The organism is Burkholderia sp. NFPP32, from assembly GCF_900119325.1.
GTDB classification, from domain to species: domain Bacteria; phylum Pseudomonadota; class Gammaproteobacteria; order Burkholderiales; family Burkholderiaceae; genus Burkholderia; species Burkholderia pyrrocinia_C.
Window position 1 is genome coordinate 133,453 of the sequence record NZ_FPJP01000016.1, and the last position, 20,906, is coordinate 154,358.

The window sequence follows — 20,906 nt, forward strand, 5'->3', positions numbered from 1 at the left end:
GTTCTTATGCAAGGTAGAAAAGGAGCTAATACCTTGGGACTTTCGCTCGACATCGACCTGCTGCGTTCGTTCGTCGTGATCGCCGAGGTGCGCGCGCTCAGCCGCGCGGCCGCGCGCGTCGGCCGGACCCAGTCCGCGCTCAGCCAGCAGATGAAGCGGCTCGAGGATATCGTCGACCAGCCGCTGTTCCAGCGCACCGGCCGCGGCGTGGTGCTGACCCACCCGGGCGAGCGGCTGCTCGTGCATGCGCAGCGCATCCTGCGGCTGCACGACGAGGCGATGGCCGACCTGTGCGGCACGGGGTTGTCGGGGACCATCCGGTTCGGGTGCCCGGACGATTACGCGGAGGTGTTTCTGCCGTCGCTGCTGCGGCAGTTTTCGAGCCAGCATCCGCAGGCGATCGTTGAAATCGTATGCGGGCCGACGCCGCGGCTGCTCGAACAGCTCGAGAAACGCGCGGTTGATCTCGCGATGATTTCGCTGCCGGACGACGGGGCGAACGACGACATCATTCGCCGCGAGCAACTGGTCTGGATCGGCTACCCGGGGCTCGAACCCGCGCATTTCGATCCGCTGCCGCTCGCGCTTTCCGATCGCGATACGCTCGATCACATCGCGGCTTGCGAAGCGTTGAATCGTGCCGGCCGCGCTTACCGCGTCGCGTATGCGAGCAGCAGTCTCGCGGGGCTGATCGCGCTGGTGCGCTCGGGGCAGGCGTTCGCGGTGATGACGCAGACGGCGGTGCCGGCCGACCTGGCGATCGTCAACGGCGATCCGCGGTTGCCGCCGTTGCCGGCCGTGGGTATCACGCTGAGGTTCGACCGGAAACGGCCGTCGCATCTGACGGCGGCGTTCGCCGAGCATATCCGGCTGACGCTGCCGCTGTTGTGATGGGCGACGCGCGGCGATTGGCGCCTGCGCGTATGACCGCCGCGCCGCCGTTTGTCGCGGCTTCGAATCGGTCGACCATCGACGAGGTTTGTGCCGGCGCGCGGCCATGCCTATCCACTACCGCATCACGCATCCGGATCTTCGCCCGCATGTCCGGCAGATTTGGTTCGGTTTCCTGATATTGATCGAGCGGATCGGAATCGTCGACGATGCGGCAGACGGTGATTGACCGGTAAACGCGGGGCGCTTGCCGCACCCGTTACACGCGGGTCAATCGCCGTGCAGCCAGCAACCCGACGGCGAGCAGCACCGCGACATACGCGGCGACGCCCGCCCACGCGCCGTGTTGCCAGAACGACCCGCCGACCGAGCCGAGCACGCTCGACCCGAGATAGTACGCAAGCAGGTACAGCGATGCGGCATGCCCTTTCGCCGATCCCGCGAGATGGCCGACCCAGCCGCTCGCGACCGCATGGGCGACGAAGAAGCCGATCGTGACGAGCACGATGCCGACGACGATCGCGGCGAGCGAATGCGACAGCGTCAGCGCGAGGCCCGCCGCGAATACGAGAATGCCGCTGACCAGCACCGGTGCCCGTCCGACGCGGTCGGCGAGCGCGCCGGCGCTCGATGAAGACACCATCCCGAACAGGTAAGCGCCGAAGATCAGGCCGCACTCGGTCGAACTCAGGTTGAAAGGGGCCGCCGTGAGCCGGAACCCCGCATAGTTGTATATCGTCACGAACGCACCCATCACCAGGAAGCCGATCGCGAACACGAACGGGAGCCGGGCGTGACGCAGTTGCGCGTTCCACAGCTGCAAATGGTGGCGCAGCGTCAGATCGGTGCGCTTCACGAAGCGTCGCGACTGCGGCAGCAGCATCACGAAGGCAACTGCCGCGACGAGATCGACGACGCCGATCGTCAGCATCGCCGTCCGCCACGAGAAGTGCTCTTCCAGCGCGCTCATGCCGATCCGTCCGACCATGCCGCCGAACGCGGTTCCGCCGACATAGAGCCCCATCGAGAAACCGAGCCCGTCGGACGCGATTTCTTCGGCGAGATAGGCCATCGCGACCGCCGGGACGCCGCCCAGCGCGAAACCTTCGAGCGCACGCCAGACCAGCAGCAGGTTCCAGTTGGGCGACAGCGCGGCGAGCACATTGAACAGGGCGGCCAGCGTCATCGACGCGAACATCAGCCCGCGTCGTCCGACGCGTTCGGACAGTGCGCCGGCACACAAAATCGAGACCGCCAGCATCCCGGTCGACAGCGACAACGACAGCGAACTCGACGCCGCACCCAGCCCGAACTCCCGTGCGAACGCGGGAAGCAGCGGCTGGACGCAGTACAGCAGCGAGAAGGTGGAAAAGCCGGCGAGGAAGAGCGCCAGCGCGATGCGCTTGTACGCGGCCGAGCGCGGGGAAACGCCGGCAGGCAGCGCATCGGGCGCGGCGTTCTGCGTACCGGGCATGGATCGGGAAATCGAAGCGGAGGACATGGGTGCACTCGATGTGCGTTGGAATGCCTGAATTCTTGCGCACCGTCATGTATATGTCCAATATATGAAAGAAACCGTAGCGATATGTTTAACCACTGGCTGACGAGCCGGCCCGGCTCACCGTGAGGTCATGTAGCGAATGGAACTCAGGCATTTCCGATACTTTCTGGCCGTGGCGGCCACGTCGAATTTCACCAAGGCTGCCGAAACGCTCGGCATCGGTCAGCCGCCGTTGAGCCAGCAGATCAAGGCGCTCGAGAGCGAACTCGGCGTGGAGCTGTTCAAGCGGACCGCGCGCGGCGCCGAGCTGACGCTGGCGGGCGAGGTCTTCGCGGAAGAGGCGCGCCGCGTGCTCGACGATGCCGAGCGTGCGGCGCGGGCGGCAAGGCGGGCTGCGCGCGGGGAAACCGGCCATCTGCGGGTCGGCTTTACCGGGACGGCGGCGTTCAATTCGAAAGTGTCGGATCTGATTCGCCGCTTTCGGGAGGCGTTTCCGGATGCGGAGCTGACGTTGCAGGAGGCGACCTCGCGCGTCCTGCTGGAGGCGCTGGATGCCGGGCATCTCGACGTCGCGATCGTGCGGCCGGAACGTCGTGTCGCCGCGACGTTGCGGGTGACCGACTGGGACGAGGAGCCGATGTATGTCGCGCTGCCCGTCGCGCATCGGCTGGCGCAGCGTCGGCGCATCGATCTGGCCGAGCTGGCCGACGAGTCGTTCGTGCAGGTGCCGCGGGAGGCCGGCAGCGCGCTGTTCGACGACATCGTCGCCGCATGCAATGCCGCCGGATTCGAGCCGCGCATGGCGCAACCCGCGCCGCAAATCACGTCTGCGGTGACGCTGGTCGCGGCCGGGCTGGGCGTGTCGGTCGTGCCGAAGGCGATTACGCAGGTGCAGGTTGCCGGGGTCGTCTATCGGCCGTTCGCGGGTAATGCGCTTCGTGCAAGGCTGGCCATTGCGTCGCGATGCGACGAGCCGTCGGCGGTCGTTCGCAATTTTCTTTTGCTGGCTTAGCGGGGGTGCCGAGATGCTTGGGGTTGGGGTAGATCCGTTCCGCGCTTGAGTCTTCCCGTGCGCGCCGGGATTGCATCGGCATCGTGTCGTCGAACGCGATAAAAACAAAAAACCCGCGAGGCCATGCGCTGTCGCGGGTTGTTGAAAATGCTCGAAACGCGGAGAAACCGCATCTGGTGCCGACGGCGAGACTCGAACTCGCACAGCTTTCGCCACTACCCCCTCAAGATAGCGTGTCTACCAATTTCACCACGTCGGCACTGCACTGCAAGGGGCGCAATTCTAGCGTCACATTGCGCGTTTGTGAAGGGGGTATGACACGGTTGCGGTGTGCGCGAGAGCGATCCCGGTAGAATTCGGGCGACCGGTCCGACGACCATCGCTACTGCTATCCGCTTTCTCCCAGTGACCACCACTCTCGAACAACTGCAGGCCGGACAACTGTCGGGCGCCCGGCAACTCAAGCTCGCGTGCGGGCTGACCGAGTTTCCGCGCGAGATTTTCGATCTGGCCGACACGCTTGAAGTGCTCGACCTGTCCGGCAATGCGCTCGCCGCGCTGCCGGACGACCTGTCGCGGCTGCACCGCCTGCGCATCCTGTTCGCGTCCGGCAACCGCTTCACCGTCTTCCCCGAGGTGCTCGGCGCGTGCGCGCAACTCGACATGATCGGCTTCAAGGCGAACCGGATCCGCACGGTGCCGCGCGGATCGCTGCCGCGTGCGCTGCGCTGGCTGATCCTCACCGACAACGAAATCGATGCGCTGCCCGCTGAGATCGGCGACTGCTCGCGATTGCAGAAGCTGATGCTCGCGGGCAACCGGCTGCGCGCGCTGCCTGCCGAAATGGCCGCATGCCGTGCGCTCGAACTGGTGCGCCTGTCGGCGAACCGGCTGGACGAACTGCCCGGCTGGTTGCCGCGCCTGCCGCGCCTTGCGTGGCTCGCCTACTCCGGCAATCCGTTCAGCGCCGCGCCGGAAGCCGCGGCGTCGGCCGGGCCGGAGGTCGCGGACGTCGACTGGGCGTCGCTCTCGTGCGAGCAGAAACTGGGCGAAGGCGCGTCGGGCGTCATTTACCGCGCGCAATGGCGCGCGGACGATCATTCGTCGCGAGCGGTCGCGGTCAAGCTGTTCAAGGGCGCGGTGACGAGCGACGGGCTGCCCGATTGTGAAATGGCCGCGTGCCTGCACGCCGGCCGCCACCCGAACGTGATTCCGGTGATCGGCAAGGTGCGCGGTCATCCGGACGGTACGCACGGTCTCGTGATGGAACTGGTCGATCCGGCGCTCACGAATCTGGCCGGGCCGCCGAGCTTCGCTACCTGCACGCGCGACGTGTATGCGGCCGACGCACGGTTCGAGCCGGCGGAGGCCGTGCGGATCGCACACGGCATCGCGTCGGCCGCACGCCATCTGCACGCGCGCGGCATCATGCACGGTGACCTGTATGCGCACAACATCCTGCACGACGGCGAGGGCGGCGCGCTGCTGGGCGACTTCGGTGCGGCATCGTTCTACGACACGAGCGACGTACGGCATGGCGCCCGGCTCGAACGGCTGGAAGTTCGCGCGTTCGGCCATCTGCTCGGCGAATTGCTCGCGCACTGCGCGCCGCACACATGGGGTGGGGCGAGTGACCTGAAAGCGCTCGCGGCGGCGTGCGTGAGCGAGGACATCGACACCCGGCCGTCGTTCGACGGGATCGTCGACGCGCTGGCCGCGTGGAAGGTCTGACGGGGATGGGCTGCCCGCCGTGCCGTCCGTTGCCCGGCGTGCGTACGCTTATTAGACCTGCCGTGCAGTCAGCAGCTTGATCCCGAGCCCGACGAACAGCAGCCCGCTGACGCGCTTGAGCGTACGCACCGCGCGGTTCATGCCGAAGCCGCGATGGAACCGGCGCACGCCGGCCGAATAGACGCTGTGAACGACCACGACGGTGCACGCGATCGTCACGTACATCACGACGAACTGCAGTGCGAGCGGTCGGTCGTGCACGATGAACTGCGGCATGAACGCCGACAGGAAGATCATCGTCTTCGGATTGCTGCCCGACACGAACAGCGTTTCGCGGAACAGCTTCCCGCGGTCGGGCACGGCAACCTCCGCTGCGCCGGTCGCCCCGGCGGCCTTGCGGTCGCCGCGCAGTTGCCGGACGCCCAGCACAATCAGGTACGCTGCGCCGACGACCTTCATCGCGACGAACAGCGGCGGCATCGCGGCGAGCACCGCGCCGACGCCGAGCGCGACCAGCAGCACGACCACGCCCTGCGCGACGAGGTTGCCTGCGATCGTCGCGGCGGTGCCGCGCGTGTCGTAGCGCACCGTGTTGCGGATGACGAGCAGCACGTTTGGCCCCGGCGACAGCGTCGTGGCGAGATAGGCTGCGGCAAACAGCATCCAGGTCTGAATGGCCATGCGTCGCTCCGAAAGGCGGTTCCGGCGGGAGGGGTGAAGCGATGATGCCACGCCAAAATGGCGCAGGCATTCGCCGGAACCGGCGCGGTGCGTCAGCGCGCGTCGCGCATGCAGTACGCGGGGATCGACGGCGGCGTATCGATCGCGGCGGGCCGCGTCATCCACGCGATCCACGCGGCCCATAACCCGCAGGCGATCAGGACGGCGATATTCAGCGGCGTCCGATAGCGGACGATCAGGTCGGCCAGCGGCAGGCGGTTCTTCATGTTCGTCTCCATCGGTAGTTGCGCATGCAACGTTACTGGCCGGTATACGCCGGCGCCTTCGCGTCGCAGGTCACGGACACCGTCGAGCCGTCCGCGAAATGCAGCCGGAACGGCACCTTCGCGCCGGGCGCGACGGGCTGGCGCGGTTGTTCCAGCATCACGTGATAGCTCTTCGGCTTGAACGTCACGGCGCCGTGCGCGGGCACCTCGACCGCGTCGACATGAACCATCTTCGCGGTGCTGCCGTTCGTCTGCGTTTCATGCACCATCGCCATCCCGTACGCGGGGGTGTCGATGCCTGTCAGCCTGGCGGGCGCATCGCCGTCGTTCTTCAGCGTGAAGTAACCGGACGACGGCACCGTCGCCGGCATCGCGCGGATCCAGCAGTTGTCGGCCTGCACGGCCGGTGCGGCGAACGTGGCGGGGGCTTGCAGCGCCAGCAGCGCGAAGAGCAGGCCGGTCGGAATCGAGCGTTTCATCGTTTGTTCTCCTTATCGGGTGTGCCGCATGGGGCATCGATGGCAATGCGATCGGCGCGGAACGCCGATGCGCATCGCGTGCATCACTTCAGCGTGAACGTGTAGCCGCCTTTCGTGCGATGGCCGTCGCTGGCTACGGCGATCCACGCGACCGTGTACGTGCCGGCCGTCAGGCTGGCCAGCGCGACGTGCATCCGCTTCCGGTTGCCGGCGTCGACGGCCGATTTCCCGTCGGCGACCGACTGCCCGTGGCTGTCGGTGACGGCGATCGAGCTGAAGGCCGGCTCGAGCGCTTCGCTGAAATCGATCGTGACCGCGTGCGGCGCGTTCGAGAGCGTGGCGCCGGGGGCCGGTTCCTGCGTCTTCGGGAGTGCGTGGGCCTGGGCGGCCTGGATGACGACGAAGCCGAGTGCGGCGAGTGCGCCGCGAACGAACGGGGTGGTTTTCATGGCTGGTTGTGCGAGTGGCGAATCGGATGGACACACGGATTCGACGGACGGATGCGCGAGCGGCATCGCAGCGGCACCGATGCCGGCTGCGGTCGGCGCGACAGTACGCACCGGAAGCGGCCGACCGCACGCACGGCACGACGCCGCGCGAAACACGGTGACACATGATCGTCCTTCGAAACGTGACACGTCACGCACGCCGGTGGCGTGCGCGGCCCGCGCGATGCGCTACGGCATCACGCGCGATGACGACGGTTCAAGACGCGAGCGGAGGGGCGCGCGGCTGCGCGGCCGTGAGCGGCAGCGCGCGGCGCAGGCTGTCGAAGCGGGTCGCTTCGCGGTGCTGGATGACGCGTACGTTGGCCGCGAACGTCAGTTCGGGCGCGGGCAGTGCGGGCGTATGGGCAAGCAGGCTGCAGTAGCCGCATGCCTGGAGGTGGGCCTGCAGGCTCTTCGACGACGAATCGGCGGAGCGGCTGCCGGTGGCCGGCGCGGCCGTGCAGTAGCCGGCCAGCAATGCATCGACACGGCCTTGCGTCGTCAGCGCCTGCGAGATCGTCGGCGCGAGCGCCGTCATCAGGATGGCGAGCATCCCGATCAGACTGCCGATCTTCCGGAGACGACGACTCAGCATGCGATGCGCGGCGGCGTATGGGCGACGATGGAGCGGATTATGCCACGCACGTCGATTCGCATGTCGGCAGGGGTGTGCGGCATCGCGGCGCGTTATGCGTGCTTCGCCAGATATTTCGTGATCAGCATCATCTGCGCGGCCCAGCCCTGATCGTTCATCTCGCGCGCCTTCGCGCGACGCGCTTCGATCAACTGGTCGAAACCCGTTTCGGTGACTGTCAGCAGCGTGCCGCCGGCCTGCGGGGTGAGCGTGAACGTGACGAGCGTCATCGGCTCGGACGTGTAATCGAAGTTCGGATCGATCGCGAACGGATGCCAGCGAAACGAGAACAGTTGCTTCGGCTCGATGCGGTCGACGACGATTTCGAACACAGTGCCCGCATAGGGCTCCTGTGCCTTGGCGACGTCGTCGTCGACGCGCGTCGGCGTGATGCGGCCGAACAGCGGCTGGTCGGCCGCGAACGGCCCGTCGAACGTGACGCCGAACCAGTGGCCGAATTCCCCGGAATTGCTGACGGCTTCCCACGCGCGGTCGGGCGATGCCGCGAGCAGGGTCTGCTTTTCGATGCGATCGGTTTGCTGGGTCATCACGTTCTCCATGCAGGATCAACCGTTGCAGGACGGCGCGCGCGACCGCGCGCCATGTCTAGTCGAGCATGACCGCGTCGGGCACGTCGAGCACGAGGTCGGACGTCGCGACGGCCACGCACGGCAGCGTATAGCCGTCGGCCTTTTCCTCGCGGCTCAACCCCGGCCATTCGATCGTATAGCGTACGCTGCCGCTGACGATCCGGCAAAGGCAGCTTCGGCACGTGCCGTTGCGGCACGAGCGCGGCAGCGACACGCGCGCGAATGCGGCGGCCTCGAGCAGCGTCAGCGAATCGGGCGCATCGAAGGTCGTGCCGAGCGGCTCGATGCGCACGAGGGGAGGGTGTTCCGGGGTGGTCATGGGAAGCGGGCGGTGGATCGGCGGCAACGCGCCAAGCATACCCGAAGCCGCGTGCGGCCGGCGCCCGCCGGCCGCGGGTATCAGTGCCGGCGCAGGTACCGGTACACGGTATTGCGCGCGAGGCCGAGCTCGCGCGCGGCCGCCGACACGTTGCCGCCGTGCCGCGCGAGCACCGCGTCGATCACCGCGGCCTGATGGCTTTGCAGCGTCGTTCCTTCGCGCGGGTCGGCCGGTGCTGTCGCGGCCGCAGCAGCAGGTGCCGCCGTCGCATCGTCGCAGTCGAGCCAGAAATCGTCGGGCAAATGCGCGAGCGTGATTTCGGCTTCGTCTTCGGCGAGCATGCCGGCCGTGCGCAGCACGTTGGTCATCTGCCGCAGGTTGCCGGGCCAGCGGTGGCGCGTGAACGCGTCGAGCACGTCGGCCGCGATGCGGCGCGGCATCGGCTCGCTGCGGGCGAGCCGCGCGAGAATCCGGCCGACGAGCGCGGGCAGGTCGGTACGCGCGGCGAGCGCCGGCAGCGTGACCGCGAGCCCGTTGATCCGGTAGAACAGGTCTTCGCGGAACGTGCCTTCGGCGATCATCGCGCGCAGGTCGCGATGGGTCGCGCAGACCACGCGCACGTCGACCGGCACCGCGCGCGCGCCGCCGAGCGGCATCACCGCGCGTTCCTGGAGCACGCGCATCAGCCTGACCTGCTGCGCGAGCGGCATGTCGCCGATCTCGTCGAGAAACAGCGTGCCGCCGTCGGCCTGCGCGATCTTGCCGGGGCTGCCTCGCTTGCGCGCGCCGGTGAACGCGCCGTCCTCATAGCCGAACAGTTCGGCCTCGATCAGCGAATCGGGCAGTGCCGCGCAGTTGACCGCGACGAACGGGCCGTCCGCGCGCGGCGACGCCTGGTGCAGCGCGCGGGCGAGCCATTCCTTGCCGGTGCCGGTCTGGCCGAGGATCAGCAGCGGCAGGTCGCGCCCGCGGATCTTCGCGACGCGTTCGAGCACGGCGGCCATGCGTGCGTCGCCGGTGTCGAGCGTCGCGAACGTGATCGCGTCGGGGTCCGGCGCGCGTACGCGCGCGGCCGGTGCGGGCGGCGTGACGGCGACGGTCGCGCGCTGCGCTTCCGCGAATTCGCAGCGCGCGAGTACGCGTACGCCGGTCGACAGCGTGAGACGGAACGTCGCGCCGGGCGCGCGCGCCGCCTGCTGCGCGAGCTGGCCGAAGCGCATGCCGAACAGCGCGTCGCAGCCTTGATGCTGCAATGCATCGAACGGCGCGCCGAGCTGGAATTGTGCGCTGCGGTTCGCGGCGATCAGCCCGCCGTCGGGGCCGAACGCGACGAGCCCCGCAAACAGCGAGTCGACGCAATCCTCGTGCGCGTGAAAGCGCAGCCGCAACGCTTCCGCACATTGGTTCGCGAACAAGTGGTTTTCGATCAACTGTGCGGACATCCGCACGAGCGCGAGCGTATGCGGACTCGAGCCGCGCGGGTCGCCGCTGACGTCGAGCGTGCCGAGCGTGCGGCCGAACGGATCGAAGATCGGCGCGCACGAGCAGGTGAGGATGTGATTGGCGCGCAGGAAGTGTTCGGCGCCGTGCACCGCGACGGCCTGGCCCGATGCGAGCGCGGTGCCGATCGCGTTGGTGCCGCGCGCGCCTTCGGCCCACGACACGCCGGTGCACAGCGCGACGCGGTTGGCTTTCTCGATGAAGTCCGCGTCGCCGATGCTGTGCAGGATCACACCGTCGGCGTCGGTCAGCAGCACGAGGCTTTGCGTATCGGCGATTTGCGCGTGGAGGTTCTCCATCACCGGGCGGGCGTGCGAGAACAGTGCGTGATTCGTGTCGAGCAGTTCGCGCAGCGCGGTGCGCGACAGCGCCGAGAAATCGGGGCGCTCGTGCGCGCGCAGGCCGACCGCGGTCGAACGCGCATGCGCCTGCGCGAGCAGGTCGGTGCGACCCGCGGTGGCGGGCAGCACGAAGGGTTGCGGCATGACTTGTCTCCTGTCGGCCAGAGTTAGCGCTTCAGCGCTTCAGCGCTTACTCGGGCCCCATGCTCCTTGATCGGCCAATCCTGTGCCGTGGTACTTGCCGAAGCCATATCGCCGAAATCATCTGCGGATTCCACGTTTCGCTTGCGGCGCACCATCGGGCACGAAGGCTGACCATCCGGGTACGCATCATCATACAAGCGGCACGTGCGATATGCGACCGCGGACAAAATCCACTTGCTTTTAAATGGCCGCATGCAATGATGGAAATGGAACACGCACGCGCCGTGTTCCGCATTGCAACATGCATGCGACGCGACATGCATCCGTTCGGGAGACGCATCATGGTTCGGACGGAACTGAGAGTCGTGCTGGCGGCCATTGCCACCTTCATCATGCTGGGCGGCATTGCCGTGGCGATCCACGGGTTGCTGTTCGATCTGACCGATGCGGTGCGATACGGGGCGGCCGCGATTGCGGTGGGCGTCGCGACGGCCGCGATCGCGCTCAACGTCTGGCCTACCGATCCGCACTGATGCCCGTTTCCGAAACGGTGCCGGGAAGCCGCGCTGATCTGATGAAATGCGCGTCGGAACGACGCATGCCGGAAAATTTGTCTCCTGCGCGAAACCGTCTAAAGTGGAAAGCAACCAGCAGGCATTGTCCGCGCCATACCCCGCGGACGGTGCTCCCGCTGGCGAGCCCGCGTACATTTCGTCCGGCCGGTGGCGGACGACGCACGCGGTCATTCGTTTTCTACCGGTCGAGGCGGCTTCATGCAGATCCATTTCACGAACGAGAAGCCTGAATATTCGGGGCGCGACCTGATGCTCGGGTTCACCGCGCTGGTCAATGGCGAGCGCGTCCAGTGTCAGATCACTGCCGAGGCGCTGGAAGACCACTTCGGCGCGGCATCGCCGCGCTTCGAGGACATGGTCGGCGCATTCGACCAGCACCGCGATCGCATCGAGGCGGCCGCACGGCGCCTGCTGTCGGAGACGCGCGCGCAATGCGTGACGCTGCGCAGCGGTTATGTGCGCTTCTACGAGGCGAACTGGCGCTGAACCGGACGACCGGACAGCGACTGAGCGGGCGCCGAATACCGGCGCCCGTGTCGTATCGGCGCACGCTCGTTCGACCGCACGCTGACGCCGCCTGATGCGCGGCCGATCCGATCGTCGTGCGGCGCGATGGCGTGCCCGTTGTTCCGTTTCGCTCAGTCCGCCCCGGTGAGCGCATACGCGCCGCCTGTTTCGCCGTTCGTTCGCGTAATGCGTGCGAAGCCGGCTTCGGCGAGGTGCATTCCCGCAATCAGCAGGTTGTCCGAAGCGGCCTCGGCGAGTGTTGCCGCGCGCGTCGCAAACGCCTGCGACGGATTGTGATCGAACGCGATCGAGACGTCCGGGCGAGCCACCTGAATCGGCGCGAAATGCACGAGATCGCCCCAGATCAGCAGGCACTCGCCACGCGATTCGATGCGATAGCCGGTGTGACCGGGCGTATGCCCCGGCAGCGGCACGGCTACGATGCCGGGCAGCACGCCGCCTGCATCGATGGTGCGCAGCTTTGCCCGATAGACGTTGAAAGTGTGCCGCGCGATCCGGAAATTGACGCGAGCTCGCTCATTCGCTCGATCGTACGATTCACCGTCCAGCCAGAACGCGCGTTCCCGTTCGTGAATGAGCACCTCCGCATCCGGAAAGGCCGGCTGCCCGCTCGCGTCGAGCAGGCCGCCGATGTGGTCGGGATGCGCGTGCGTCAGCAGGATCGTGTCGATGTCGCGCGTATCGATGCCGGCTCGCGACAGCGACGGAATCAGGCGGCCGCCCCAGTTCCGGATGCCGCCGGCGCCGGCATCGACAAGCACGGTGCGGCCGTTCCCGCGTATCACGTAACAGTTGATGTTCACGCTGGACGGCGTGCGGATGCCTGCCCGGTGCATGATGCCGGTCGCGTCGTCGAGCGCGATGTTCGAAAGCAAGTCGAGGCCGGCCGTCAGCGTGCCGTCGCTTATCGCGGTGACCGAGAAATCGCCGATCCGGCGGAACGGGAAGCAGGGAAGTGGTTCGCTCATGGATCAATGTCGGGCGTGAAGGTGGATCGTGTCGTAGCCGAAGCAGCGGATGCGTGCGACGAATCCGGTGTGGCGGAGAATTTCGCGATCCAGATCGGTCATGAATCGGTTCATTAACTCAGTGGTGCGAAATGATTCGGGGCGATAGCGGATCTCCGCGCTGACGGGATGTCCGCAGCCGTGCCTGACCGGGACATGAACGACATGGACCGTGCCGGGTGCGGCCCGCAACACGTCGGTGCAGAGGGTCGCGCAGGCCGACGAGAGCGCGTCGAGTGCTGCGTTCGACGGCATGCTCGCCTCGGGGATGAAAATCGTGACGCTGGGCATGACAGGGCTCCCGTCAGCGTGCGGACGTCGACGCCGGCGCGCCGACGAGTTGGTCGCCCATCGGCGCGTAGAGCCGGATCGCGGTGTCGGACGGCTCGGACGCGAGCCGTGCCTGATCGTGTGTCAGGACGGCCAGCCAGCGATGGGCCGGCTGGCGGTCCAGCGCGATCGCGTGAATCGCGCTGGCTGCGATGCCCGCTCGCGCGAATGGGGCAGCGTCGTCGCACGCGGCCAGCCACTGATGGCCGGACACGGTCGGCGCGGGTGCCGCGCCGTCGTACACGTTGCGTCTCCACTCGACGATATGCGGCTGCCAGCGCGCGAAATTGCCGCCGCCTTTGTCGCGATACTCGACCGACGTCAGCACGTCGGGGCTCTCGATCGTGTGAAGCGCGAGGTAGATGGGGCCGTCGCCGCCGAGGGCGCGAAAGCGTTGCGACGTGCGGAAGCCGGATACGGAGATCAGCGCCGGAAGTTTGATCCTACTGTAGAAATCGTTCCACTCGGCTTCGGTGGCACGATCGGCGAAGCTGCATTCAACGGTATAGATCATCACGCCTCCACGGGGAGCAAGCGGCCTTCAGGATTGATCGCCGCTCGACTAGTTGAGTTTTTGTCATGATAATCAGGCGTTGTAGCGGCAAAAAACGATAATTCGTCACCGTTCATTGATATTTAATCAAGCTTTGACCGACGATCGTCGGACCGGGAGCAATCGTGACGCGACGCAGGATTCCGAGCAATTCGGCATTGATGGCATTCGAGGCCGCGGCGCGGCACGGCAGCTTCGCGCGCGCCGCCGACGAACTGGCATTGACGGAAGGGGCGATCAGCGGGCAGATCGGCCGGCTGGAGACGTTTCTCGGCGTGGCGCTGTTCGAGCGTGTCGGCAACCGCGTTCGGGTTGCGCCGAACGGCGCGCGCTATGCGGCGCAGGTTCGCGAAGTGCTGGACCGGCTCGAGCGCGACAGCCAGTACATGATGGGGCAGCCCGGCGACGGCGGCAGCGTCGATATCGCCGTGACGCCGACGTTTGCGACGCGCTGGCTGATTCCGCGGCTCAAGCGGTTCCAGGCGCAGCATCCGAACATCACGGTGCATTTCGCGGATCGCGCGGATCCGTTCGTGCTGGCCGGCAGCGGATTCGACGCAGCGATTCACTTCGAGCATCCTGCCTGGGCCGGCATGCATACGTACCGGCTATGCGAGGAGGTGCTGGTGCCGGTCTGCCACCCGTCGCTGCTCGCGAGCGGGCATCCGGACGCGTTGCTGGGCAGGCTGCCGCGCCTTCACAAGCGCCAGACGCCCGACGCGTGGTCGGCGTACGTGCAGGAAACGGGGTTGCCGGTGAGCAATCCGGCCGCCGGTGCGCGCTACGATCTTTACTCGATGCTGATCGCGGCAGCCCTGGCCGGGCTCGGCGTCGCGCTGGTGCCGCGGCTGTATGTCGACACCGAGATTGCGCAAGGGTTGCTCGCCGCGCCCTGGCCGGATGGTCGGGGCGTGGTCAAGCGCTTCTGTCTCGTGTTGCCCGAAGCGCTGGATCTTGGCGACGGGCCGCTGCAGACCTTTGCACGCTGGGTGCTCGGGGAAGCGGATGCATGACGTGGCGTCGTTCGCGCCGGGCGCATGCCCGAACAAAAACGCCGCCCGAAGGCGGCGTTTCCCATCATGCATCGCGCCGAAGCGCGTCCGTCATTCGCTGCCGAGATAGAAGTAGCGGAACAGGAACACGGCCGCGATGATCCACACGATCGGCTTGACCGTGCGGGCCTGGCCCGTCAGCAGCTTGAGGCCGCCATACGCGATGAAGCCGAACGCGACGCCGTTCGCGATCGAGTACGTGAACGGCATCAGCAGCGCGGTCAGCGCGGCCGGCACGGCTTCCGTCGCATCGTCCCAGGGCACGTCGACCATCTCGCGCAGCATCAGGCACGACACGTACAGCAGCGCCGGAGCGGTTGCGTAGCCCGGCACGACACCGGCGAGCGGCGCGATGAACAGGCACGCGAGGAACAGCACCGCGACGGTGACCGCCGTCATGCCCGTGCGGCCGCCGGCCTGCACGCCCGATGCGCTTTCGATATACGCGGTGGTCGACGACGTGCCGAGCACCGAGCCCGCGACGATCGCCGTGCTGTCGGCGAGCAGCGCCTTGTTCAGGCGGTTCATCTTGCCTTCGACGAGCAGGCCCGCGCGGTTCGCGACGCCCATCAGCGTGCCCGTCGCGTCGAACAGCTCGACGAGGAAGAACACCAGGATCACGTTGATGATGCCGGTCGACAGCGCGGCGCGGATGTCGAGCTTGAACAGCGTCGCGTCGATCGACGGCGGCGCGGAGAACACGCCGTGGAACTGGTTGTCGCCGAAGAAGAACGACAGGATCGTGACGCCGATGATGCCGATCAGGATCGCGCCGCGCACGCGCAGATGGTCGAGCGTGACGATCGTGAAGAAGCCGACGATCGCGAGGATCGTGTCGTGCTTGTGCAGGTCGCCGAGCGTGACGAGCGTGGCCGGGCTGCCGACGATCACGCCTGACGTCTTCAGCGAGATGATGCCGAGGAACAAGCCGATGCCGGCGGTGATCGAGATCCGCAGCGATTTCGGAATGCCGTTGACGATCGCCTCGCGCACGCGGAACAGCGTGACGAGCAGGAACAGGCAGCCGGAGATGAACACCGCGCCGAGCGCGGCCTGCCACGTGAAGCCCATCCCCTTGACGACCGTGTACGCGAAATACGCGTTCAGGCCCATGCCCGGCGCACACGCGATCGGGTAGTTCGCGTACAGCCCCATGATGATCGAAGCCAGCGCCGCGACGAGGCAGGTCGCGACGAACACGGATTCCTTCGGCATGCCGGAGTCGCCGAGGATCGCGGGGTTGACGAAGATGATGTAGGCCATCGTCAGGAACGTGGTGACGCCCGCGAGTATTTCGGTGCGGAAGTCGGTGCCGGCTTCAGCGAAGCCGAAATACCGCTTGATGGATTCCATTAGGGCGTTTCTCCGGTCGGGTTGTCGTGTTGCTTGTTGTGCCGAATTGTTGTAAAGGCAGCGGCGGGCTTAATGTAACCAGCCACTATTGCCCGGCTATCGGCGGATTGTAATAGCGCGGATAGCTCGGACGATATAGTTGGAGGGCACGATCGGCTGCCGGTGCGCGAACGGTCTGGCAGCCCGGCCGCGCGACGAAGGCGCGCATTTTACCGGTTCGGTCGGAACGGGCGGGCGGAAAGGGTAAAAACGGGAGCGTGACGAACAGGGGGCGGCCGATGCGTGCGCAACGGCACACCGGCCACATTGCGCGCGGCCGGTACGCGATGACATTCGACTGAAACGAAGCGTCTGCATGCTGCACGAATACGGTGCAGGCATGACGTGCGCGCGAACGCGCGTGCGTGGCCGGTGCGAGAGCGCTGCGGCGTGCAGCGGCCATTCGTCAGCCCAGGCGGTTGCAGATAACGAGCTATCCTGCGCCGAAGCCGTTCCGCCCGCAACTGTCATTTCGCGACGCGTGGGCGACTGTGGTTTCTGTGTAAAAGATTGCAAGACCCCATCGCATAAACCGGCAAGTCTTTCTAGGATAGATACACCGCGCATGCACACGCCGGCCGGTAATTGCCGACGCGGGGGAGTCGCAGTCCGTGCAGGCCAGGCGGTGAATGGCGGTCAAGGCCGTTGCGCGTTTGGGCAGGCATGGCCGATTGCGATTGCCCGATGCGGGTTCGTCCGTAATCACGGAGGTCAGCATGTTGAACTGGATCAGCCGTTGGGCGATGCGACACGCCCCCACGCCGGAAAAAACCGCTGCGTCGATGCTCGTGACGGCGCGCATGGAACTGTTCACTGCGGAACAGCGCGTCATCGATGCGAAATTACAGGCGGATTACTGGCGTACACGTGTGTCATTCCTCGAAGAGGTGCAGAAGCAGGGCATCGATCCGTGGGTGACTTCGCAGGCTGCGCTACGCCCCGAGCTCGATTCGACTCCCCGAAGCACGGGCCCGCGTCTCGCCGCCAGCACCTGATGCACCTGCTGCGTCCGGTTGCTGCGCACGGCGCGCGATCGCTCGCGGCACGCATTGGCGTGCCGCGTCATTCGATGCGCACCTGCGGCGGTTAGCGCCGCAGGTGCGTCTGTTTGCGGTCGCGGCCGTTCCGCGTCTCGCGTGCGTGACGGCGCGTCAATCATCCACTCCTTCTCCATACCCCGACGAGCAAACGTTGCACTTGCGCGAGCGTGCGCCTGAAGCGCGCGCCGCGCCGCACATAGGCGGTCGTGATCGACGCTTCGGCCGATCGGTCGGCATCGGTGCCGATCCAGATGCGGTCGCCGCGTGCGATGCGCAGCACGTCGCCGGGCTGCACCCAGTAGTCGTCGACGCTCGGCGGGCGCGTGATCCATAGCGCCGCGCCATGTGCGCGGATCTCCGCGTCTTGCGGCGCGCGCCAGGTCATCGTCGTGCGCGGCGCGACCGCGAAACGGATCACGACGGTGGGTAATGCGATCGTGCCGGCGCGGCGCCGGTCGGGACGGTCAAACAGCGGGCTTGCCTGGTCCATCGTCTTCTCCATTCAGTGAGCCGGACGGATGACGCGCACCAGAACAAAAAGGCCTCATCCGTTTCCGGCGAGGCCTTGTGTGACATGCGGTACTGCTCGATTGCTAACGCACAAGCGCCTCCCGTGATCCATTCTTTCGAATGTTCACCGGGCAATGATTCGCGATGGCGATGAGCTTGAACGTAGGCATGCGAACGAGTTTGTCGCGGCAGCGCGGCGCTGTCAACGACATTTTCGAGATGCGTGGCGGTTACGCGTCGCGTTGCGCGAGCCCGTTCACGAGCAATTCGGACAGCAGGCCCGTCATCCCTTCGGGATGCGTGGCCGCGCGCGCCTTCAGCTGTTCGACGAGCTCGGCGTTGAGCTTGCACGCGAACGGCACGAGGCCCTGTTCCTGGTCGAGCTTGCGCTGCGCGCGGCGGTCGAGCTTTGCCGCGTCTTCGGCGCCCTTGCCGAAACGGGTGGCCCCCGACTGCTTCATCGCATGCGTCAGCTTGAGCGCCTTGTTCTTTTCGAGATCGGTTTTCTTCATGGCCATCGCGGCACCTCCGGGAAATGAAGCCGCGATTGTACGCATTTCGGCGGGCGCCGCCCGCCGCGCCCGCCGGAAACCCGGTTACGCACCCTTCGTGGTGCCCCAGTTGCCGCCGTGCGCGGCCGCCTGGGCGGCCGGCGAGCGCGCGAGGTATTCGAGCGCCTGCTCGGTCGAGCCTTCGTGATGCGGCGTATAGCCCGGCTTGAAATAGCGCAGCGCCGCGCCGATCACCTTCCAGAACGACGGCAGGTGCCCGCGCCGCGAGCCCTGCCACCACGCGAGCACGAAGCCCGGGTAGCGGCCGGCGTCCGGGTCGCGCCTGTACATGAACTTCGCGCCGGTCGTGATGTAGTAGAGCAGCAGCAGGATCACGAACGCCATGTGCACGCAGCGCTCCGGATAGGTGCCGCCCAGGTGCCGGTAGATGTCGAACGCGACGGTGCGGTGCTCGACTTCCTCGGCGCCGTGCCAGCGCAGCAGGTCGACCATCGTCGGGTCGGCACAGCCTTCGTCGAGCCCGTGCGCGTTGAGCACCCAGTTGCCGAGATAGCCGAAGAAGTGTTCGAGCGACGCGATCACGGCGAGTTGCTGCCGCAGCCAGAAACGCGTATGGCCGATCTTCAGCCCGAGCGGCTGTTCGCCGAGCACGCGCGTGAACAGCCGGTTGAGCTTCCGCGTGAACGGTTTCGTGTCGATCCCGTGCCGGTCGTAATAGTGCTTGAGCACGCCGCCGTGCGAACGCGAGTGCACGGCTTCCTGCCGCAGGAAGCCTTCGGCCTCGTCGCGCAGGCGTGCATCGGTGATCAGCGGCAGCGCCTTGTTGTACACGCGGCAGAACCACAGTTCGCCTTCCGGGAACAGCAGGTTCAGCGTGTTGATGATGTGGGTGCTGCCCGGATCGTTCGGCACCCAGGTGATCGGCGTGTCGCTGAAGTCGAACTTCACGTGCCGGGCCTTGATCTTGTGGTAGTCGGCGGTAGCGGTCATTTGCGTCTGTCTCCCTGTGCGGCGTCATGCGCCGTCAATGCGATGCCATGCCGACGCGGGCGATCATCCGGCCGAGCCACGGCATGAAGCGGCCGACCAAGCGCATCGCGTGCGCTTCGCCGCCGACCGCGACGACGGGGCGGTTGCGCAGCACGCCGTCGACCATCGCCTGCGCGACGGTTTCGGGTTTCAGGCCGCGCATCTGGTACAGCTTCGTCGCGCGCTTGCGCAGCCGCGCTTCGTCCTGCGCGTTGGCGCCGGCGTATTGCGTCGACGCCATGATTCCGGTTTCCGCGAAACCGGGGCACACGGCCGTCACGCCGATGCGTTGCTCCGCGAGTTCCGCGCGCATGCATTCGCTGAGCATCAGCACGGCGGCCTTCGTCGTCGCATACGCGGGCAGGTCGCGCGACGGCCCGAACGCGGCGGCCGACGCGGTGTTGACGATGTGGCCGCCGGTGCCGCGCGCGGCCATCTGCCGCGCGAACAGCCGCGAGCCGTGGATCACGCCCCACAGGTTCACGTGCAGGATGCGCTCCCAGTGTCGCGTGCTCGTGTCGAGGATGCCGCCGGCCATGCCGATGCCCGCGTTGTTGATCACGACGTCCGCGCCGCCGAGTTCGCTGCCGACCCACGCCGCGAGCGCTTCCATCTCGTCGGCGGACCCGACGTCGACGCGCTTCGCGTGTGCCTGCGCGCCGGTCAGCCCGATCAGCAGCGCAGTGCGCTCCGCGCTCGCGACATCGATGTCGCAGGCGACGACCGTCGCGCCTTCGCGGGCGAACGCGAGGGCCGCGCAGCGGCCGATGCCGCTGCCCGCGCCGGTGACGACCGCGACCTTGCCGCTGAAGCGCCCGCTGGTTGCGCGGCGGCGCGCGTTCGCGAGCGCGGGCGGTTCGTGGCCCGATTCGACCGCGTCGATCAGTTGCCCGGCGAGATCCGCGAAGCGCGCGGGATCGGCGAGCGGCAGCCAGTGGCCGGCCGCAACTTCGCGCCGGTAGTACTGCGGCACCCAGCGCGACAGGTTCTCGGACAGCGCGGGGCTCACGTACTTGTCGCCGAGCGGCACAATCGTCTGCACGGGCGCATGCGCGTAGCGTTCGCGCGGCGCGAACAGGCAGCGGATGAAGTTCGCGCGATAGAGGCGCACGCCGCGCGCGCCGTCGTCGGCCTGCGTCGGGCGCGGCGCGGCGGGCGTCTTTTCGAGGCGGCGCAGCAGGCGCGGCCATGCGCGGCCGAGCCACAGCCGCCAGCCAAGCTCGGGGATGAACGGCAGGTGGAACAGGTACACGTACCACGACCGCACGAGCTGGCCGCCGAGCCTGGCCAGCGACGCGGGCGTCGGGCGCAGCACGCGTTCGCGCAGCCAGAAGCCGACGTGGTCGAGGCACGGCCCCGAGCACGACGTGTACGACGCGATGCGGCCGGAAAGGCGCGGATCGGTGACGAATTCCCAGCCCTGGATCGAGCCCCAGTCGTGCGCGATCAGATGGACGGCGCGGCCGGGGCAGAGTGCATCGATCACCGCGATGAAATCGTCGGTCAGCTTCGCGAGGTGATAGTCGGCCGTGCGCTTCGGCACGCCGGACAGGCCCGCGCCGCGCACGTCGTAAGCGATCACGTAGTGCTTGCGCGCGAGCAGCGGTGCGACGTGCCGCCAGACGCTGCTGTCGTCGGGATAACCGTGCACGAGCACGACCGGCGAACGGGCCGGTTCGCCCCAGGTTTTGACCGCGAGCGTCAGGTCGCCCGAGGCGACCGCCGTCTCGTTATGAACCGATTCGAACAGGGCCAGCGGCGCTTCGTCGGAAAGAGGCTGCATCGTGAGTCCGTCGTTCAG

At 67.1% G+C, this 20,906-nt stretch carries 25 protein-coding genes and 1 tRNA gene; 8 read left to right on the plus strand and 18 right to left on the minus strand.

Annotated features, from left to right (window positions below; translation table 11 throughout):
- The first annotated feature begins 6 nt into the window (after positions 1–6).
- Together BT264_RS26255 and BT264_RS40155 are read left to right on the plus strand one after the other, a co-directional pair.
- Positions 7–891, plus strand: a complete 885-nt coding sequence (locus tag BT264_RS26255; RefSeq protein WP_072441862.1) for a LysR family transcriptional regulator — start codon at positions 7–9, stop codon at positions 889–891.
- A gap of 106 nt (positions 892–997) precedes the next feature.
- On the plus strand, positions 998–1,120 hold the full coding sequence (locus tag BT264_RS40155) for a hypothetical protein (protein ID WP_256260711.1): 123 nt from the start codon (positions 998–1,000) through the stop codon (positions 1,118–1,120).
- Positions 1,121–1,150: 30 nt separating this feature from the next.
- On the opposite strand, the gene BT264_RS26260 is transcribed toward BT264_RS40155, so the two are convergent.
- Positions 1,151–2,392, minus strand: coding sequence for an MFS transporter (locus BT264_RS26260; protein WP_072441860.1), 1,242 nt, complete (start codon positions 2,390–2,392; stop codon positions 1,151–1,153).
- A gap of 139 nt (positions 2,393–2,531) precedes the next feature.
- Here BT264_RS26260 and BT264_RS26265 point away from each other — a divergent pair, with 139 nt between their 5' ends.
- The gene (locus BT264_RS26265; protein ID WP_072441858.1) at positions 2,532–3,404 is read left to right on the plus strand and encodes a LysR family transcriptional regulator; all 873 of its coding nucleotides are present in this window, start codon (positions 2,532–2,534) and stop codon (positions 3,402–3,404) included.
- A gap of 174 nt (positions 3,405–3,578) precedes the next feature.
- Here BT264_RS26265 and BT264_RS26270 read toward each other — a convergent pair.
- Positions 3,579–3,663: transfer RNA gene (locus BT264_RS26270), tRNA-Leu, on the minus strand.
- Positions 3,664–3,809: 146 nt separating this feature from the next.
- Between BT264_RS26270 and BT264_RS26275 the strand changes: the two genes are divergently transcribed.
- Positions 3,810–5,135 carry a leucine-rich repeat-containing protein kinase family protein gene (locus BT264_RS26275; RefSeq protein ID WP_072441856.1) on the plus strand — a complete coding sequence of 442 codons (1,326 nt, stop codon included), beginning with the start codon at positions 3,810–3,812 and terminating at the stop codon, positions 5,133–5,135.
- A 51-nt stretch (positions 5,136–5,186) separates the two neighbouring features.
- Here BT264_RS26275 and BT264_RS26280 read toward each other — a convergent pair whose 3' ends face one another.
- The 8 genes from BT264_RS26280 to BT264_RS26315 all read right to left on the minus strand — a co-directional run bounded on the left by BT264_RS26280 (position 5,187) and on the right by BT264_RS26315 (position 10,577).
- Positions 5,187–5,816: a LysE family translocator gene (locus BT264_RS26280; RefSeq protein ID WP_072441854.1), complete on the minus strand. Its 630-nt coding sequence runs from the start codon at positions 5,814–5,816 to the stop codon at positions 5,187–5,189.
- A gap of 92 nt (positions 5,817–5,908) precedes the next feature.
- Positions 5,909–6,082, minus strand: a complete 174-nt coding sequence (locus BT264_RS39340; protein ID WP_162838118.1) for a hypothetical protein — start codon at positions 6,080–6,082, stop codon at positions 5,909–5,911.
- A gap of 32 nt (positions 6,083–6,114) precedes the next feature.
- Positions 6,115–6,561 (minus strand): copper chaperone PCu(A)C, encoded by a 447-nt coding sequence (locus BT264_RS26290; protein ID WP_072441851.1) that lies wholly within the window; start codon positions 6,559–6,561, stop codon positions 6,115–6,117.
- Positions 6,562–6,644: 83 nt separating this feature from the next.
- Complete coding sequence (gene copC, locus BT264_RS26295; RefSeq protein WP_072441849.1) at positions 6,645–7,010, minus strand: copper homeostasis periplasmic binding protein CopC; 366 nt, start codon at positions 7,008–7,010, stop codon at positions 6,645–6,647.
- Between the two features lie 256 nt (positions 7,011–7,266).
- On the minus strand, positions 7,267–7,644 hold the full coding sequence (locus BT264_RS26300; protein WP_072441848.1) for a DUF2946 domain-containing protein: 378 nt from the start codon (positions 7,642–7,644) through the stop codon (positions 7,267–7,269).
- Between the two features lie 92 nt (positions 7,645–7,736).
- Positions 7,737–8,231, minus strand: a complete 495-nt coding sequence (locus BT264_RS26305) for an SRPBCC family protein (RefSeq protein ID WP_072442063.1) — start codon at positions 8,229–8,231, stop codon at positions 7,737–7,739.
- 58 nt (positions 8,232–8,289) lie between these two features.
- A complete protein-coding gene (locus BT264_RS26310) occupies positions 8,290–8,592 on the minus strand; it encodes a 2Fe-2S iron-sulfur cluster-binding protein (protein ID WP_034180650.1) in 303 nt (100 codons plus the stop codon).
- Positions 8,593–8,672: 80 nt separating this feature from the next.
- On the minus strand, positions 8,673–10,577 hold the full coding sequence (locus tag BT264_RS26315) for a sigma-54-dependent Fis family transcriptional regulator (RefSeq protein ID WP_072441846.1): 1,905 nt from the start codon (positions 10,575–10,577) through the stop codon (positions 8,673–8,675).
- A gap of 257 nt (positions 10,578–10,834) precedes the next feature.
- Here BT264_RS26315 and BT264_RS26320 point away from each other — a divergent pair, with 257 nt between their 5' ends.
- Both BT264_RS26320 and BT264_RS26325 read left to right on the plus strand, forming a co-directional pair.
- A complete protein-coding gene (locus tag BT264_RS26320; RefSeq protein ID WP_239483216.1) occupies positions 10,835–11,110 on the plus strand; it encodes a DUF2964 family protein in 276 nt (91 codons plus the stop codon).
- 240 nt (positions 11,111–11,350) lie between these two features.
- A complete protein-coding gene (locus BT264_RS26325; protein WP_034180648.1) occupies positions 11,351–11,638 on the plus strand; it encodes a DUF1488 family protein in 288 nt (95 codons plus the stop codon).
- 152 nt (positions 11,639–11,790) lie between these two features.
- Here the strand turns inward: BT264_RS26325 and BT264_RS26330 are convergent, their stop codons facing one another.
- From BT264_RS26330 to BT264_RS26340, 3 genes are read right to left on the minus strand one after another with little or no spacing between them, the layout of a single operon-like run.
- Positions 11,791–12,648 carry an MBL fold metallo-hydrolase gene (locus BT264_RS26330; RefSeq protein WP_072441844.1) on the minus strand — a complete coding sequence of 286 codons (858 nt, stop codon included), beginning with the start codon at positions 12,646–12,648 and terminating at the stop codon, positions 11,791–11,793.
- 3 nt (positions 12,649–12,651) lie between these two features.
- Positions 12,652–12,978, minus strand: a complete 327-nt coding sequence (locus BT264_RS26335; RefSeq protein WP_072441842.1) for a hypothetical protein — start codon at positions 12,976–12,978, stop codon at positions 12,652–12,654.
- Between the two features lie 13 nt (positions 12,979–12,991).
- Entirely contained in the window at positions 12,992–13,531 is a 540-nt protein-coding gene (locus BT264_RS26340; protein WP_072441835.1) for a sugar ABC transporter, read from the minus strand.
- A 200-nt stretch (positions 13,532–13,731) separates the two neighbouring features.
- Here BT264_RS26340 and BT264_RS26345 point away from each other — a divergent pair, with 200 nt between their 5' ends.
- Complete coding sequence (locus BT264_RS26345) at positions 13,732–14,583, plus strand: LysR substrate-binding domain-containing protein (protein ID WP_072441833.1); 852 nt, start codon at positions 13,732–13,734, stop codon at positions 14,581–14,583.
- A 90-nt stretch (positions 14,584–14,673) separates the two neighbouring features.
- On the opposite strand, the gene BT264_RS26350 is transcribed toward BT264_RS26345, so the two are convergent.
- Complete coding sequence (locus BT264_RS26350; protein ID WP_072441831.1) at positions 14,674–15,975, minus strand: NCS2 family permease; 1,302 nt, start codon at positions 15,973–15,975, stop codon at positions 14,674–14,676.
- A 755-nt stretch (positions 15,976–16,730) separates the two neighbouring features.
- Between BT264_RS26350 and BT264_RS26365 the strand changes: the two genes are divergently transcribed.
- Entirely contained in the window at positions 16,731–17,009 is a 279-nt protein-coding gene (locus BT264_RS26365) for a hypothetical protein (RefSeq protein ID WP_072441829.1), read from the plus strand.
- A gap of 160 nt (positions 17,010–17,169) precedes the next feature.
- Here BT264_RS26365 and BT264_RS26370 read toward each other — a convergent pair whose 3' ends face one another.
- The 4 genes from BT264_RS26370 to BT264_RS26385 form a co-directional block, all read right to left on the minus strand.
- Positions 17,170–17,544, minus strand: coding sequence for a DUF2917 domain-containing protein (locus BT264_RS26370; RefSeq protein WP_072442059.1), 375 nt, complete (start codon positions 17,542–17,544; stop codon positions 17,170–17,172).
- 250 nt (positions 17,545–17,794) lie between these two features.
- On the minus strand, positions 17,795–18,082 hold the full coding sequence (locus BT264_RS26375; protein ID WP_034180641.1) for a hypothetical protein: 288 nt from the start codon (positions 18,080–18,082) through the stop codon (positions 17,795–17,797).
- A gap of 78 nt (positions 18,083–18,160) precedes the next feature.
- Positions 18,161–19,066, minus strand: a complete 906-nt coding sequence (locus tag BT264_RS26380) for a metal-dependent hydrolase (protein WP_072441825.1) — start codon at positions 19,064–19,066, stop codon at positions 18,161–18,163.
- A gap of 34 nt (positions 19,067–19,100) precedes the next feature.
- Complete coding sequence (locus BT264_RS26385; protein WP_072441823.1) at positions 19,101–20,888, minus strand: SDR family oxidoreductase; 1,788 nt, start codon at positions 20,886–20,888, stop codon at positions 19,101–19,103.
- Positions 20,889–20,906 lie beyond the last annotated feature (18 nt).

Coding starts and splice junctions, on each gene's coding strand:
- BT264_RS26255 (WP_072441862.1), top strand. CDS start 7: ATGCAAGGTAGAAAAGGAGCTAATACCTTGGGACTTTCGCTCGACATC.
- BT264_RS40155 (WP_256260711.1), top strand. CDS start 998: ATGCCTATCCACTACCGCATCACGCATCCGGATCTTCGCCCGCATGTC.
- BT264_RS26260 (WP_072441860.1), bottom strand. CDS start 2,392: ATGTCCTCCGCTTCGATTTCCCGATCCATGCCCGGTACGCAGAACGCC.
- BT264_RS26265 (WP_072441858.1), top strand. CDS start 2,532: ATGGAACTCAGGCATTTCCGATACTTTCTGGCCGTGGCGGCCACGTCG.
- BT264_RS26280 (WP_072441854.1), bottom strand. CDS start 5,816: ATGGCCATTCAGACCTGGATGCTGTTTGCCGCAGCCTATCTCGCCACG.
- BT264_RS39340 (WP_162838118.1), bottom strand. CDS start 6,082: ATGAAGAACCGCCTGCCGCTGGCCGACCTGATCGTCCGCTATCGGACG.
- BT264_RS26290 (WP_072441851.1), bottom strand. CDS start 6,561: ATGAAACGCTCGATTCCGACCGGCCTGCTCTTCGCGCTGCTGGCGCTG.
- copC (WP_072441849.1), bottom strand. CDS start 7,010: ATGAAAACCACCCCGTTCGTTCGCGGCGCACTCGCCGCACTCGGCTTC.
- BT264_RS26300 (WP_072441848.1), bottom strand. CDS start 7,644: ATGCTGAGTCGTCGTCTCCGGAAGATCGGCAGTCTGATCGGGATGCTC.
- BT264_RS26305 (WP_072442063.1), bottom strand. CDS start 8,231: ATGACCCAGCAAACCGATCGCATCGAAAAGCAGACCCTGCTCGCGGCA.
- BT264_RS26310 (WP_034180650.1), bottom strand. CDS start 8,592: ATGACCACCCCGGAACACCCTCCCCTCGTGCGCATCGAGCCGCTCGGC.
- BT264_RS26315 (WP_072441846.1), bottom strand. CDS start 10,577: ATGCCGCAACCCTTCGTGCTGCCCGCCACCGCGGGTCGCACCGACCTG.
- BT264_RS26320 (WP_239483216.1), top strand. CDS start 10,835: ATGATGGAAATGGAACACGCACGCGCCGTGTTCCGCATTGCAACATGC.
- BT264_RS26325 (WP_034180648.1), top strand. CDS start 11,351: ATGCAGATCCATTTCACGAACGAGAAGCCTGAATATTCGGGGCGCGAC.
- BT264_RS26330 (WP_072441844.1), bottom strand. CDS start 12,648: ATGAGCGAACCACTTCCCTGCTTCCCGTTCCGCCGGATCGGCGATTTC.
- BT264_RS26335 (WP_072441842.1), bottom strand. CDS start 12,978: ATGCCCAGCGTCACGATTTTCATCCCCGAGGCGAGCATGCCGTCGAAC.
- BT264_RS26340 (WP_072441835.1), bottom strand. CDS start 13,531: ATGATCTATACCGTTGAATGCAGCTTCGCCGATCGTGCCACCGAAGCC.
- BT264_RS26345 (WP_072441833.1), top strand. CDS start 13,732: ATGGCATTCGAGGCCGCGGCGCGGCACGGCAGCTTCGCGCGCGCCGCC.
- BT264_RS26350 (WP_072441831.1), bottom strand. CDS start 15,975: ATGGAATCCATCAAGCGGTATTTCGGCTTCGCTGAAGCCGGCACCGAC.
- BT264_RS26365 (WP_072441829.1), top strand. CDS start 16,731: ATGTTGAACTGGATCAGCCGTTGGGCGATGCGACACGCCCCCACGCCG.
- BT264_RS26370 (WP_072442059.1), bottom strand. CDS start 17,544: ATGGACCAGGCAAGCCCGCTGTTTGACCGTCCCGACCGGCGCCGCGCC.
- BT264_RS26375 (WP_034180641.1), bottom strand. CDS start 18,082: ATGGCCATGAAGAAAACCGATCTCGAAAAGAACAAGGCGCTCAAGCTG.
- BT264_RS26380 (WP_072441825.1), bottom strand. CDS start 19,066: ATGACCGCTACCGCCGACTACCACAAGATCAAGGCCCGGCACGTGAAG.
- BT264_RS26385 (WP_072441823.1), bottom strand. CDS start 20,888: ATGCAGCCTCTTTCCGACGAAGCGCCGCTGGCCCTGTTCGAATCGGTT.